Origin of the sequence: Gordonia marina, assembly GCF_052036135.1 — a bacterium.
Taxonomy (GTDB): Bacteria; Actinomycetota; Actinomycetes; order Mycobacteriales; family Mycobacteriaceae; genus Gordonia.
Genome location: NZ_JBPSDN010000010.1, coordinates 84,867 through 98,003, shown reverse-complemented (window position 1 = coordinate 98,003; position 13,137 = coordinate 84,867). Strand labels below are relative to the sequence as shown.

Sequence of the window (13,137 nt, the reverse complement as noted above, 5' to 3'; positions counted from 1 at the left end):
TCCTCTTGCCGTGATACGCGGTAGACGCCCGCCATCGAATCGAATTGACCCTAAAGTCATATTCGCGAGGTGGTCAATGTGAGTTCGTGGTCGAGTGGGGTGCTCGTCAGCCGGAGGGTGGAGTGATGAAGCTCACATGGAAAGAGCGTCGAGAAGTCGTTCGCCGCGAGCGACCATGTCCGCGGCCGACTCGCCGGGATTGTGCAGCCACCAGTCCACCAGTGCCGACACCACCGCTGACCAGACGCGCGTCAGCGCGTCGAGGTCGCCCGGCTCGGTCAGGCGGTCGGCGAACGAGGCCGCGATACCTTCGGCGGCCTGCAGAAGCAGCTGGAGACGGTACTTCTTGGCCACCTCGAGCGCCTCGCTCCCGGCGGGCAGCGTCCGGTCGAAGAGCACGTTCCAGTCGTGCGGCCGTGGCTCCAGCGCGGTGAACACCGCGTTCAGCACCGCCGCGCCGCGGCCCATCGCCGAATGATCCTGGGCCAGGGCGTCGGCGATCCGCTCGGTCAGCTCCCGCCCGGCCCGGTCGCAGCATGCGCAGTAGAGGCCCTGCTTCGAGGTGAAGTAGGAGTGGATGAGCGGCTTGGAGATGCCCGCGTGAACGGCGATCTCGGCCAGCGTGGTCGCGGCGTAGCCGCGCCGGGCGAACTCGGCGGCGGCCGCGTCGAGGATCTGCGCCTCGCGTTCCGCGCGCGGCACGCCCTTGGACCCGGAACGAGCTCTCGCCATGTCCGCCGTCTCCTCACTCACCCGCCTCGCGCGTCCGCGGCACCGCCGTCGTCAGCCGATGGCGCGCGGGGTGGTTCCGGCACAATGGTGCCATGACCCGGTCTCCGCACGCCCCGCGCTCAGCGCCGCCGTACCGGGAGCCGATCGCCCGCGGGCAGACCTATCCGCCGCTCGGGTTCGCCGACGACGGCACCCCGCGCTACGGGTACACCCCGCCGACGGTGGCGGCACAGGTGCCGGTGGAACCGGCGCCGGTGCGGCCGGGGCCGCCGCCTCCGCCCAAACGGGATCCCGCGTGGCGGACCGTCGCCGGGGTGGCGAGCGTGCTGGTGCTGGTCCTCATCGTCGCGGGGGCGCTGAAACTGGCGTCGTCCGGCGGCCGCGACGACCTCTCCGTCCGCTCCGACCCGCCGCAGTCGCAGACGCTCGACGACCCGTACCTCGACGGCAACCAGAACCCCGACCAGAGCGGCGTCCCGTCGTTCCCGATGCCGCCGGTGCCCGGCGGGACCACGCCGGCGCAGCCCTCCGGACCGCCGCTGCCGACCCTCTACGAGGTCACCACGCAGGCGCAGTCGACGGTCCTCTACCGCGACGGCGACATCACCAAGGTGACCACCAAACCGGGCGGTCCGTGGTCGGTGCAGGCCGTCACGACCGGTCTCGCACGGGTCACCGTGCTCGTCGGTGACGGCGAGGCCGCGTCGTGCCGGATCACGGTCGACGGGAAGCTGGTGTCCAGCCAGCAGGTCAGCGGCGGGGGCAGTGGTATGCGGTTGCTCGTCTGTCAGGGCTGACAGGGGCTAACGTAGAGGCGTGACTTCTCGCGAACCGTCGAACGATGTGAAGACCATGCTCACCTGGCGCGGCGCCGACGCCGAGCGCATCGAGCAGGTCCGGATGAACATCAGCGACGCGCGGATCCGCGCGTACGGCCGGATCATCAGCGCGGCCACGGACGAGCACGAAGCGTATTCGGTGTCGTACGAGTTGGTGACGAACGACAGCGGCGTCACCCGGCGACTCTCGGTGCGGATGCTCCGCGCGAGCGGCGAGACCCAGCTCGACATCAGCCGGGACATGGACGGCCGCTGGATGGTGCAGACGCCGGACAGCGTGGTGCACAGCGACTTCGGCGGCGCCGACACCGTCGACCTGTGGCATTCGCCGTTCCTCAAGTCGCTGGTGATCCGCCGCTTCGGCCTGCTCGGTGGGCAGAGCGTGGTCGACATTCCGGTGGTGGAGCTCAGCCTGCCCGGGTGCAGCGTCGATGTGATCGAGAAGTCGTACACGTTCGACGGACTCGGCACCGCCGCCGGCGCGGCGACGCTGACCTCGGCGCGCGGCACCTGGGATCTGCGGGTCGACGAGGCCGGGCTGGTGACCACGTTCACCGGGATCGCCGAGCGGATCTGACGCCCGGCGCGCGCGGCTCAGTCCATCCAGACGCGCGCCAGATGGGCCTGGCGCCGTAGTTCGTGTGCCCAGCCCTCGTCGCCGATCACGACGCCCTCGATGGGGTGCGGCGGCGCCAGCGCGATCTGCTCGTAGCGGGCGCGGGCGCGGTGGCCGTCGTCGACGATCACCTCCACGCTGCCGTGATCGCGCAGCGCGTCGCGGGCGGCGATCAGGCGGTCGATGGTCTCGCTCAGCGTGTTCAGCAGCGCCGTGGCGTTGCCCTCCAGCATGGCGCGCTGCAACTCCGGCGCGGTGCCCGCGACGCGGGTGCCGTCGCGAAAACTGCCCGCGGCCAGCCGCAGCGCCAGTGCGCTCTCGCCGGCGCCGACCGTCGCGGTCACCGCAGCCGTCAGGTGCGGATTGTGCGAGATGGCGGCGACGGCGCGGTCGTGCGCGTCGTTCGCGGCGGGCACCACCAGGGCCCCCGCGGCGCGGGCGATCCCGGCGACGGCGAGCCAGTCGTGCGGGTCGGTGTCGTCGTGCGTGGTGACCATCCACATCGCCCCGGTGAACAGCGTGGGATCGGTGGCGGCCCAACCGGATTCGGCGGTGCCGGCCATCGGGTGGCCGCCGACGTACCGGGCGCCGGGATGCCCGGCGGCGACGATTCGTGCCACCTCTTCCTTGACGCTGACGACGTCGGTGAGCAGGCAGCCGGGTGCGTGCTCGGCGACCGCGGCGACCATCGCGCCGAGCGCCGGAACCGGGGTCGCGAGCACCACCACGGCGTCGTCCGCGGCGGCGCGGCGCAGGACGGCGGCGAGGTCGGCGGAGGCGTCGTATCCGGCCGCGGTGGCCTGTTCGACGGTCGCGGCGGAGCGGTTGTATCCGTAGGCCGCTCGCCCGGCGTCGGCGAGGACCCGAAGCAGGGAGCCGCCGATCAGGCCGAGCCCCAGAATGCAGACCGGTCGTGCGTTGTCGGGATCCACGGATTCAGGCTACCGTGGCGAGCATGGGCACCGCGCAGGCGCAGGACAGCGAATACGACGGTTATGCGGTCGCGGTGGTGCGTGAGGACACCGGCTGGAAGGTCAGTGTCCTGGCGCCCAGCGCCCTCGACAGTCTGGAAGACGCCGAGCTGCAGTTGCGCGAGCTGCGGGCGTCCGGCGCGGTCTTCGGGCTCCTCGACGTCGACGACGAATTCTTCGTGGTCGTGCGCCCGACGCCGACCGGCCCCCGGCTCCTGCTGTCGGATGCGACCGCTGCCGTCGACTACGACATCGCCGCCGACGTGCTCGACCGGCTCCACGTGGAGGTCCCCGACCTGGACCCCGACGACGTCGACGAGGTCGACCCGTGGGAGGAGGGCGACCTCGGTCTGCTCGCGGACCTGGGCCTGCCCGACGGCGTGATGAGCATCATCGTCGGCGACACCGACCTGTACGCGGACGAACAACTCGGCATGATCGCGGCGCGTCTCGGGTTCGCCGACGAACTGACCGAGGTGCTCGACGATCTCGGCGACTGATCCCGCCGCTCCGTTGAACGCGCCGCTGCACGACGCGCAAGCACAGATCCGCGTCGCGATCGAGGCCGCCCGCGCGACACCCGAGGGCGACGTGCCGATCGGCGCGGTGGTCTTCGGCCCGGACGGCACCGAACTGGCCCGCGCCGCGAACCGCCGGGAGGCCGACGGCGACCCCACGGCCCACGCCGAGATCCTGGCGCTGCGCGCGGCGGCCCGACGCCACGGCGACGGCTGGCGTCTCACCGGGTGCACCCTCGCGGTCACCGTCGAGCCGTGCGCGATGTGCGCCGGCGCGATCGGGCTGGCGCGCGTCTCCGCCGTCGTCTTCGGGGCATGGGAACCCAAGACCGGTGCCGTCGGCTCCCGATGGGACCTGCTGCGCGATCAGCGGCAGCTGCACCGGCCGCAGGTGCGCGGGGGAGTGCTGGCCGACGAGTGTGCGATGTTGGTCTCGGATTTCTTCGCAGGTCGGCGGGTTGTCGGGGACTCCGGATAGATTGGAGTCCGCAGCGCGATCGCGCAGTGGCCACCAAGACAAGGGGAAGCAGATGTCCGACAATCTGGACAAGATCAACGAGATCGTCGACTCGGTGCGCGAGAAGGTCGCCGGCCTGGCCGACTCCGAGCAGATCAACGCCGTCGTCGAGACCGCCAAGAGCAAGCTCGGCGAGCTGGCTGCCAATGAGCAGGTGCAGGGCGCCATCAGCACCGCGCAGGACAAGCTGAGCGAGCTGCTCGCGAACGAGCAGGTCCAGGGCGCCATCAACACCGCCACCGAGAAGGCCGCGGAGCTGAAGGACAAGATCTCCGGAAACTAAGCCCTCTGCCCCTCGGCCGCGTGTCGTCGCACGCTCCGCCACGCACGCTCAGGATCCGTCCCGTCGAAGGGTTCGACCAGGGGATTTCACCCTGGGGCCGGTGCTCGGGTACAGTTTCTCGCGGTGGCGTGTCCGAGCGGCCGAAGGTGCAGCACTCGAAATGCTGTGTGCGGTAACCCCGCACCGGGGGTTCAAATCCCTCCGCCACCGCGCAAGGCCCCTGATCTGCGGTGCAGGTCAGGGGCCTTTTCCAATCAGACGGGGAGACCGAGCGTGCGGCCGGCCTCGATCAGCCAGCCCATCCAGACGTGTTCCGGGGCGCCCATCATGTACTGGGCGAGAGCGTTCGAGAGTGCGTTGAAGGTCGCCATGGCGGGACTCCTCGTGTCGAGCGGCCGCGAGGTAGCGGCCTAACTCGAAAATCGCGACAAAACGCCCGGCTGTTACCGGGCGGCGGCGTCGGCCATCCCCGAATATCAGGTCACGGGGGGAATCTTCCCTCGTGGGTCAGCATTCGGGGGTGACCGACGTGCTCGCGTCGGCGTCCTTCGTGACCGGCTATGCGCCGGCGGCGGACGAGACCGCGGCGCCGGAGTCGAGCGCGGGTGCCGCCCGGCTCAGGCGTGCTCGATCGAGAAGCTGCTGCGTCGGCGGTACACGTCCAGGGCCAGCGCGACCAGGCGGTCGATGAGGTCCGGGTAGGCGAGGCCGGTGGCCTCCCACATCTTCGGATACATCGACGCCGGGGTGAATCCGGGAATGGTGTTCACCTCGTTGAGCAGCCAGCCCCGGCCGTCCTCCTCGTAGAAGAAGTCGACCCGCGCCATACCCGCACAGCGCAGCGCGACGAAGACCTGCCCGGCCAGCTCGCGGGCCTGCGCGATCGCCGCATCGGGCAGGTCAGCGGGGATCATCAGCTGGGCGGCGCCGGTCACGTACTTGTCCGTGTAGTCGTAGAAGTCGCTGCCGGGCCGGATCTCGCCGGGGAGCGTGGTCTCCGGGACGCCGTTGCCGAGCACCCCCACCTCGATCTCCCGGGCGGTCACCGCCTCCTCGATCACCACGACGTCGTCGTATCGCAGCGCCTCGGTGATCGCGCGGTCCAGTTCCTCGGCCGTGCCGGCCCGCGAGACGCCGACCGATGAACCCATGTTGGCCGGCTTCACGAACACCGGGAGGCCGAGTTCGTCGATCGCCCGGGCGGCCCCGGCCCGCGGGTCGTCGACGCCGTGGCGCAGCGTCACCCACCGGCACTGCGGGATTCCGGCGCGGGCGGCGACCTCCTTGGCCATGCCCTTGTCCATGCACAGCGACGACGACAGCACGCCGCAGCCGACATAGGGCACCTTGTGCAGTTCGAGCATGCCCTGGACCGTGCCGTCCTCGCCGTGCGGTCCGTGCAACAGCGGGAAGACGACGGTGGTCACGTCGCTCGCACCGGTGATGACCTCGACCGGATCGACCACCGGTCCCTCGATGTCGAGGCTGTTGCCGATGTCGTCGCCCGCAGCGAGCGCGGCGGCCGCGAAGTCGTTGCGATGCCAGCTGCCGTCCTTCGCGATGCCGACCGGCACCAGCGTGTAGCGGCCACGATCGGCGGCGGCCAGGACGTGCGCCGCGGTCACCCGCGACACGTCGTGCTCGGCGGAGACGCCGCCGTAGAGGACCACCAGCCGCAGGAGGGGAGAACTCATGGGTGTGAGGATACGTGGCTGCGGGTACCGTGTGCCGCGTGCACCTTCTCGCCAGTCAGATCGCCGCCGCGACCGGCGGCACCCTCCACGGTCCCGACGTCCAGGTCGACTCGGCGGGCATCGACTCGCGGGCGCTGCGTGCCGGTCAGCTGTTCGTGCCGATCGTCGCCGAGCGCGACGGACACGACTTCATCCCCGCCGCCGTCGCGGCCGGGGCGAGCGCCTATCTGACCGATCGGGCACCCGATCTCGCGCTGCCGGCCACCGCGATCCAGGTCGACGACACCTTCACGGCGCTCGCCGCGCTCGGCCGCGAGGCACGACGACGCCTGCCCGACCGCGTGGTGGGCGTCACCGGATCGGTCGGCAAGACCTCCACCAAAGACCTCCTGGCCGGCGTCCTGGAGACCACCTACCGCACCGCGGCCAGCGAGAAGAGCTTCAACAACGAGCTCGGCCTGCCGCTGACCCTGCTCGGCGCGCCCGACGATACCGAGGCCGTCGTCCTCGAGATGGGGGCCCGCGGCGTGGGGCACATCGCGCTGCTGTGCGAGATCGCGTCGCCCACCGTCGGCGTCCTCACCCGCGTCGAGGGCGTCCACCTGGAGATGTTCGGTTCGCTCGACGACGTCGCCCGGGCGAAGGGCGAGCTGGTCGAGTCGCTGCCCGCCGACGGCCTGGCGATCCTCAACGCCGACCACGAGATCGTCGCCGCCATGGACGCACGCACCCAGGCGCGCGTGCTGACCTACGGCCTGGCCCCGGGCGCCGACGTCCGCGCGGAGAACATCGTGCTCGACGACCAGCTGCGCCCCCGCTTCGACCTGATCACCCCGTGGGGCGCCGCGGCGGTCGCCCTCGGTGCCCGCGGCGAACACCAGGTCCCCAACGCGCTCGCCGCGGCGGCGGCCGGCGGCGGACTCGGCGTTCCGGTCGACGCGATCGCCGCCGGGCTGGCCGGCGCACGACTCTCCGGCCTGCGCATGGAACTGGCCACCACCGGCGCGGGCGTCGTCGTCATCAACGACGCCTACAACGCCAACCCCACGTCGATGGCCGCCGCGCTCGGATCGCTGGCGCGCCTCGACGCACGACGGCGTTTCGCCGTTCTGGGCACCATGGCCGAACTCGGCGACGACGGCCCCGCCGCCCATCGCGAGGTGGCCGCACTGGCGCACGACCTGGGCGTCGCGGTGATCGCCGTCGACGAGCCCGCCTACGGCGACGGCGTGACGCATGTCGCGGACGTCGACGCGGCGGTCGCCGCGCTGGGCGACCTCACCGAGGGCGACGCCGTCCTGGTCAAGGGCAGCCGGGTGGCCGCGCTCGAACGGGTCGCGCAAGCCCTCGGCTGACGGCGGCCGCCCCGTGCGGGTGGGTCGGCGGCGTTCGGCATATCCGCAGGTCGCCGGGTGAGAGGATTCTGGACCGGAATTCTCGTGCAACGAATCTACGTGCGGAAACGCCGGATCCCGTCGGGTTGGGCGCCCGGCACGCACGTTCTTCTTCCTACTGTTCCAGGGACCTGGCCGGCAGTGCGGTCAGGTGGATCACCTGAACAGCGGGGCAAGGAAGGACGGGGAGTGCATTGCCAGAGCATCCCGCGCGACGCGGCCTAGCGGTGACGATCGCATTCGTTTCGATGGCGACTCTCGTCGCCTGTGGCGGCGACGACGGCCGGCAGGCGTCGTCGACCAAGCCGCGGCCTGCACCGGATGTGCCGGACGGGAGTGTCTACCTGACGTCGCTCGATGATCTGCCGCCGCGGGAGCTCGTCGGTCTCGCCGCGAACATGGCGAACAAGCGGATGTTCACCGAGAAGTACCGAGGGACTCGAGTGGGCGACGGCAGGGTCCGGAATTTCGGCGACGTCGCGTTCTCCACCGAACAGCTCAATCTGACGAAGCCGCTGGTGCCGGATCGGGGAACGGAGTTCACCGACTACACCGGCGACTATCGCATCGTCGCGGCGTGCACCACGCGGAACGCCGCGGACGGAAGTTACGCGCTGTACGTCGGGATCCTGCCGAAGGAGATCGCGACGGATGAGCTCATCGCGAAGGGCAAGGCGGGGGAGTGGACTCCGGTGATGGACCGGAACACCCCCTGCTCGGGCTGGGGGCCGACGCTCCCGCTGTCCGGAATGAAGTGACGACGATCCTCCCGCTGCCGCGGGGCCGGGGACCGTTCTCGTCGTCAGTTGACCGTGAACGCGATCGCCTGCCCGTCCTTGGTGCAGCGGGCCAGTTCGTTCTCCTCGCTCGACGGACCGCAGTTCCAGCCGGACACCGTTTGCGGCTTACCGGTGGCGATCAGCGGGCTGTAGTCCTTCGCGATCGACATCGCGGTCTTGCAGGTCACGTCGCCGGCGGCGAGCCGGACATGGAGGGCGCCGTCGGGGCCGCCGGTCATGCCGCAGTTCTTCTCGTCCGCGGCGGCGGAGGTGTCCTCCGAGGCGGGGGCCTGGCTCTGCGGGCTCACACCGCCGACCACCGGGATACTGCTGTCGGCCGGAGCGGTCACCGTGCCGGAGGTGGCGGTGGCCTCCTTCTGGTCGCCGCAGCCGGTCACCGCCAGGCCCAGTGCGCACGCGAACATCGCGGCGGCGGTCAGCTTCGTCATCGGTCGCAGGGTCGAAGTCATGGATTCCACGCTATGGGAGAATCGCCCGGGTGACCACCAGTGAATTCGTCCGGCGCGCCACTCTCGACGGGACCGCGGGGCGGACCGGCACCATCGTCACCCCGCACGGGGAGATCCACACGCCGGCGTTCATCCCGGTCGGCACCAAGGCCAGCGTCAAGACCGTGACGCCCGAATCGGTGGCCGCACTGGGCGCGCAGGCTGTGCTCGCGAACGCCTACCACCTGTACCTGCAGCCGGGGCCGGAGATCATCGATCAGGCCGGTGGCCTGGGCCGATTCATGAACTGGCCGGGCCCCACCTACACCGACAGCGGCGGCTTCCAGGTGATGAGCCTCGGCGTCGGCTTCAAGAAGGTCATCTCGATGGACGTCGAGGGGAGCCAGGACGACGCCGCCATCGCGCCCGGCAAGGAACGACTCGCCAACGTCGACGACGACGGAGTGACGTTCAAGTCACACCTGGACGGGTCGCGGCATCGGTTCACCCCCGAGGTGTCCATGCGGATCCAGCACCAGCTCGGCGCGGACATCATCTTCGCGTTCGACGAACTGACCACCCTGATGAACACCCGCGGGTATCAGGAGGAGTCGCTGGAACGTACCCGGCAGTGGGCGATCCGCTGCCTGGCCGAGCACAACCGGCTGTCCGTCGAGCGTTCGCATCGGCCGCAGCAGGCGCTCTGGGGAGTCGTGCAGGGGGCGCAGTACGAGGATCTGCGCCGTAAGGCGACGCGCGACCTCGTCGAACTGTCCCGGATCGACCGCGACAACGGCGGCAAGGGCTTCGGCGGCTACGGCATCGGCGGTGCGCTGGAGAAGGCGAACCTCGGCACCATCGTCGGCTGGGTCACCGACGAGTTGCCCGACGACGCCCCGCGCCACCTCCTCGGCATCAGCGAGCCCGACGACATCTTCACCGCGATCGAGAACGGCGCCGACACCTTCGACTGCGTCTCGCCGACCCGCGTGGCCCGCAACGGTGCCATCTATTCCTTCGACGGCCGCTACAACATCACCAACGCCAAGTACCGCAACGACTTCTCGCCGCTCGACGCCGAACTCGACAACTACTCGACGCAGTACACCCGCGCCTACCTGCACCATCTGTTCCGGGCGAAGGAGGGGCTGGCGTCCACGCTGGCGACGCTGCACAACCTGAGCTTCACGGTGACCCTGGTCGACCGTGCCCGGCAGGCCATCGAGGACGGCACCTACTTCGAGTACCGCGACGAGTTCTTGCGCCGGTACTACGCGGGAACGCGCCGGAACGGCTGAGTCCGCTTTCGCCAGGCCGAGCCCGTCCGCCGGCTGAGCCCCGTCGAAGCCCCGCAACTGCCGAATCGGACCTCGCAGTGAAGCCTGATTCGGCACTCTGCGCGTGGACGGCGGCGCGCTGTGCCGAACAAGCCGTGCCGAACAACCCGTCGTTTGCAGGCAGTAGCGTCCGCCCCTGGGCGTACGATTCCCCGCGTGAGCAGCCCTCAGTCCGGCGACGGGTCCGCCGGAGACGTCCCACGCACCCTCGCCGATCTCGCCCGATCGCAGCCATTGCCGCCGCCCGAGATCGCGCGAATGCTCGGGGAGGTCGCCCAGGCGCTCGACGGCGCCGGGTCGCGCGGGGACGTCTACCGGGCGGTGCGGCCGGAGAACATCACGGTCGACGCGGCCGGTCGTGCCACGCTGGTCTCGCCGCCGCCCGATACGGCGGAGGGCTCGCTGGACGCCGTCGTCTTCGCGTCCCCGGAACAACTGCGCGGCCAGCCGCTCGATCCGCGCTCGGATCAGTATTCGCTGGCCGCCACCGCGTTCGCACTGCTCACCGGCACGCCACCGTATGCGGGGTCGTCGTCGACGGCGATCGTGCTGGCCCACGGGCAAGACCCGATCCCCTCGGCCGCCGTCCGGAATCCGCAGCTGCCGCCGGCCGCGGACCCGGTCTTCTACCGCGCGCTGGCGAAGAATCCGGCGGAGCGTTTTCCGGACAGCAGGTCGTTCACGGCGGCGCTGCGGGCCGCGATCGCGGGCGTGCCTGCCGCGGTGCCCGGCACTCCGGCGCAGCACCCGGGTGCGCCCGCGGCACCGGAGGCGCGGCGGCGGTCCAAGGTACCGCTGCTCGTCGGAGCACTGATCGCCGTCGTGCTGGTGGTCGTCGGTATCACCGCCTTCGTGCTGACTCGATCCGGCGGCGGCACCGCTGGCACCGCGGCGGCCCCGTCGCGCGCGGTGATCTCCGGTGATCTGACGACGATCTGCGCTGCGCACAAGGACGGCCCGCTGGCCTGCACCGACGACAACGACCGTCCGGTCGTGAAGGAATCGCTGAAGTCGGTGAGTTCGCTGGATACCTCCGCGACACCCTGCGCGGTGGCCGCCGGGCAGGTCTACTGCTGGGGTGGCAACTCGGCAGGCCAGCTCGGGACGGGTAGCACCAGTGAGGCCATGACCGACACGCCGCAGGCCGTGCCGGGCATGAACGAGGCGACGGTGGTGGCAGGCAACGGCGGATCGCCGTGTGCGATCAATGCCGGGGAGGTGTACTGCTGGGGCGATCTCGGTGACTGGTCCCCCGCGCTGAGCGGCCTGGAGGGGGCGAAGCCGACCAAGATTCCGGGGCTGTCCGGAGTCTCAGACCTCTCGGCGAGCTGGGACACCGGCTGCGCGCTGGCCGATCACGCCGTCTGGTGCTGGGGCCGCAACGAGCAGGGACAGGCGGGCGACGCCCGCGGCGACTCGCGCATCCAGCCCACCAAGGTCGACGGCCTCGGGAACGTGACCAGAATCCAGACCCGAAACGGAGTGACCTGTGCTGTCAGCGACTCCGAGCCGTACTGCTGGGGGAACATAGCCGGTCTCGTCGGCGACAAGCTGAGCCTGACCAGGTCATACCCGCGGCCGACCAAGATCCCCGGGTTCGGCCGGATCACCGACCTCGCGGTCACCACGAAATCGGTACAGGGTGACCAGGTTCCCGGCACGACGACCTTCGAGACCGTCGGTTCGCCGTTGCTGTGCGCGATCACGGCCGAGGGCACCGTGAAGTGCGCGGGCGACAACAGCGAAGGACAACTGGGCACCGGTGATACGTCGCGGTCAGGGCTGCCGGTCGACGTCAAAGGGGTCACCGGGGCGACGGCCATCGCCGTCGACAGCTATGGGAGCTACGCCTGCGCCATGGCGGAGGATCTGATGTGCTGGGGCCGACTGCCCGGCCACTACGGGGATCCGTGGCTGCCGCGCGCCCTCGACTGGCCCCGCTGACCTCAGGTCTCTCGCCGCCGGGGCGGCGGATCGACGTGCTCCGGTCACGTCGGCGGCCGGCCGGGCAGTTTCGAGGCGCCGGCCGAGGAGCATGTCGAAGCCAAGCCTTCGGCCGGGTCAGACCCCGGTGAAGATCCAGGGCTCTCGGGGGAGCGACGCCGGATCGAAGCGCTTCAGCAGCAGCTCGGCGGTCACCGGCTCGCCCGGCCCGGCCAGATTCAGCGACTCCGCCATCAGACCGAGCACCCGGGGGGCGTCGTAACCGTGTTCGGCGAGCTGGGCCAAGGTGATCGCGCCATCCCGTTTCGAGAGGCGAGCCGGTTCGCCCCCTGAGCCTGTCGAAGGGCTGAGCACCATCGGGACGTGGGCGTACTCCGGAACCGGATAGCCCAGCCGTTGCGCGAGATACGCCTGGCGCGGCGCCGACGAGAGCAGATCGTCACCGCGCACCACCTGGTCGATGCCGAAGGCGTCGTCGTCCACGACCACCGCCAGGTTGTACGCGGGGGTGCCGTCGCCGCGGAGCAGCACGAAGTCGTCGACGTCGCCGGTGAACTCGCCGTGGAGCGTGTCGTGCACGGTGAACCGCGGCAGGTGCGTGCGGAGGCGGATCGCGGCGGGACGTTCGCGCCGTCGCTGCGCCCGCTGCACCTGCGTCAGATCCCGGCACGTGCCCGGGTAGGCGCCGGGCGGGGCGTGCGGTGCGGTCGGCGCGTCCTGGATCTCGCGGCGTGTGCAGAAGCACTCGAAGGTCTCCCCGGCGGCCACCAGCCCGTCCACCATCGACCGGTAGACGCCGAGCCGATCGGACTGCGCCACCACCGGCTCGGACCAGTCCAGCCCGAGCGCGGCGAGGTCGGCCAGTTGCCGCTGCGCGGCGCCGGGCCGGGTCCGGCCGTCCAGGTCTTCCATCCGGATCAGGAAGTCCCGGCCGGTCGACCGGGCGAAGAGCCAGGCCAGCAGCGCGGTGCGCAGATTGCCGACGTGCAGGTCGCCGGACGGTGAGGGGGCGAAGCGGCCGGCGGGCATGACAACACCGTAGGACACCGGCGGTGTTGATACCG

The 13,137-nt window shown here is 70.7% G+C and carries 14 protein-coding genes and 1 tRNA gene; 10 read left to right on the top strand and 5 right to left on the bottom strand.

The features are described 5' to 3' along the window. Positions 1 to 132: 132 nt before the first annotated feature. On the bottom strand, positions 133 to 732 hold the full coding sequence (locus ACSEEN_RS08490; protein WP_247865836.1) for a TetR/AcrR family transcriptional regulator: 600 nt from the start codon (positions 730 to 732) through the stop codon (positions 133 to 135). A gap of 92 nt (positions 733 to 824) precedes the next feature. Here ACSEEN_RS08490 and ACSEEN_RS08485 point away from each other — a divergent pair, with 92 nt between their 5' ends. Then, positions 825 to 1,529, top strand: coding sequence for an MmpS family transport accessory protein (locus tag ACSEEN_RS08485; protein WP_440712922.1), 705 nt, complete (start codon positions 825 to 827; stop codon positions 1,527 to 1,529). A 19-nt stretch (positions 1,530 to 1,548) separates the two neighbouring features. Next, the gene (locus tag ACSEEN_RS08480) at positions 1,549 to 2,148 is read left to right on the top strand and encodes a putative glycolipid-binding domain-containing protein (RefSeq protein ID WP_247865839.1); all 600 of its coding nucleotides are present in this window, start codon (positions 1,549 to 1,551) and stop codon (positions 2,146 to 2,148) included. A 17-nt stretch (positions 2,149 to 2,165) separates the two neighbouring features. Here the strand turns inward: ACSEEN_RS08480 and ACSEEN_RS08475 are convergent, their stop codons facing one another. Beyond that, entirely contained in the window at positions 2,166 to 3,119 is a 954-nt protein-coding gene (locus ACSEEN_RS08475; RefSeq protein WP_247865840.1) for a prephenate dehydrogenase, read from the bottom strand. A 23-nt stretch (positions 3,120 to 3,142) separates the two neighbouring features. On the opposite strand from ACSEEN_RS08475, the gene ACSEEN_RS08470 reads away from it, so the two are divergent. From ACSEEN_RS08470 to ACSEEN_RS08455, 4 genes are all read left to right on the top strand, one after another. Then, entirely contained in the window at positions 3,143 to 3,658 is a 516-nt protein-coding gene (locus tag ACSEEN_RS08470) for a tRNA adenosine deaminase-associated protein (protein ID WP_247865841.1), read from the top strand. 13 nt (positions 3,659 to 3,671) lie between these two features. Beyond that, on the top strand, positions 3,672 to 4,154 hold the full coding sequence (locus ACSEEN_RS08465; protein WP_298440748.1) for a nucleoside deaminase: 483 nt from the start codon (positions 3,672 to 3,674) through the stop codon (positions 4,152 to 4,154). Between the two features lie 52 nt (positions 4,155 to 4,206). Further along, positions 4,207 to 4,476, top strand: coding sequence for a hypothetical protein (locus ACSEEN_RS08460; protein ID WP_247865843.1), 270 nt, complete (start codon positions 4,207 to 4,209; stop codon positions 4,474 to 4,476). A gap of 122 nt (positions 4,477 to 4,598) precedes the next feature. After that, positions 4,599 to 4,686, top strand: a tRNA-Ser gene (locus ACSEEN_RS08455). Between the two features lie 407 nt (positions 4,687 to 5,093). Here ACSEEN_RS08455 and ACSEEN_RS08450 read toward each other — a convergent pair. Beyond that, on the bottom strand, positions 5,094 to 6,170 hold the full coding sequence (locus ACSEEN_RS08450) for a D-alanine--D-alanine ligase family protein (RefSeq protein ID WP_440712921.1): 1,077 nt from the start codon (positions 6,168 to 6,170) through the stop codon (positions 5,094 to 5,096). Between the two features lie 38 nt (positions 6,171 to 6,208). Here ACSEEN_RS08450 and ACSEEN_RS08445 point away from each other — a divergent pair, with 38 nt between their 5' ends. Both ACSEEN_RS08445 and ACSEEN_RS08440 read left to right on the top strand, forming a co-directional pair. Beyond that, positions 6,209 to 7,525: a UDP-N-acetylmuramoyl-tripeptide--D-alanyl-D-alanine ligase gene (locus tag ACSEEN_RS08445; protein WP_440712920.1), complete on the top strand. Its 1,317-nt coding sequence runs from the start codon at positions 6,209 to 6,211 to the stop codon at positions 7,523 to 7,525. Positions 7,526 to 7,812: 287 nt separating this feature from the next. Then, the gene (locus tag ACSEEN_RS08440) at positions 7,813 to 8,322 is read left to right on the top strand and encodes a hypothetical protein (protein WP_440712919.1); all 510 of its coding nucleotides are present in this window, start codon (positions 7,813 to 7,815) and stop codon (positions 8,320 to 8,322) included. Positions 8,323 to 8,366: 44 nt separating this feature from the next. On the opposite strand, the gene ACSEEN_RS08435 is transcribed toward ACSEEN_RS08440, so the two are convergent. Then, entirely contained in the window at positions 8,367 to 8,792 is a 426-nt protein-coding gene (locus ACSEEN_RS08435) for a hypothetical protein (protein WP_247865851.1), read from the bottom strand. 50 nt (positions 8,793 to 8,842) lie between these two features. Here ACSEEN_RS08435 and tgt point away from each other — a divergent pair, with 50 nt between their 5' ends. Both tgt and ACSEEN_RS08425 read left to right on the top strand, forming a co-directional pair. After that, positions 8,843 to 10,090: a tRNA guanosine(34) transglycosylase Tgt gene (tgt, locus tag ACSEEN_RS08430; RefSeq protein ID WP_440712918.1), complete on the top strand. Its 1,248-nt coding sequence runs from the start codon at positions 8,843 to 8,845 to the stop codon at positions 10,088 to 10,090. 195 nt (positions 10,091 to 10,285) lie between these two features. Beyond that, positions 10,286 to 12,073: a protein kinase family protein gene (locus ACSEEN_RS08425; RefSeq protein WP_440712917.1), complete on the top strand. Its 1,788-nt coding sequence runs from the start codon at positions 10,286 to 10,288 to the stop codon at positions 12,071 to 12,073. Between the two features lie 117 nt (positions 12,074 to 12,190). On the opposite strand, the gene gluQRS is transcribed toward ACSEEN_RS08425, so the two are convergent. Next, positions 12,191 to 13,102: a tRNA glutamyl-Q(34) synthetase GluQRS gene (gluQRS, locus tag ACSEEN_RS08420; RefSeq protein WP_440712916.1), complete on the bottom strand. Its 912-nt coding sequence runs from the start codon at positions 13,100 to 13,102 to the stop codon at positions 12,191 to 12,193. Positions 13,103 to 13,137: the final 35 nt, after the last annotated feature.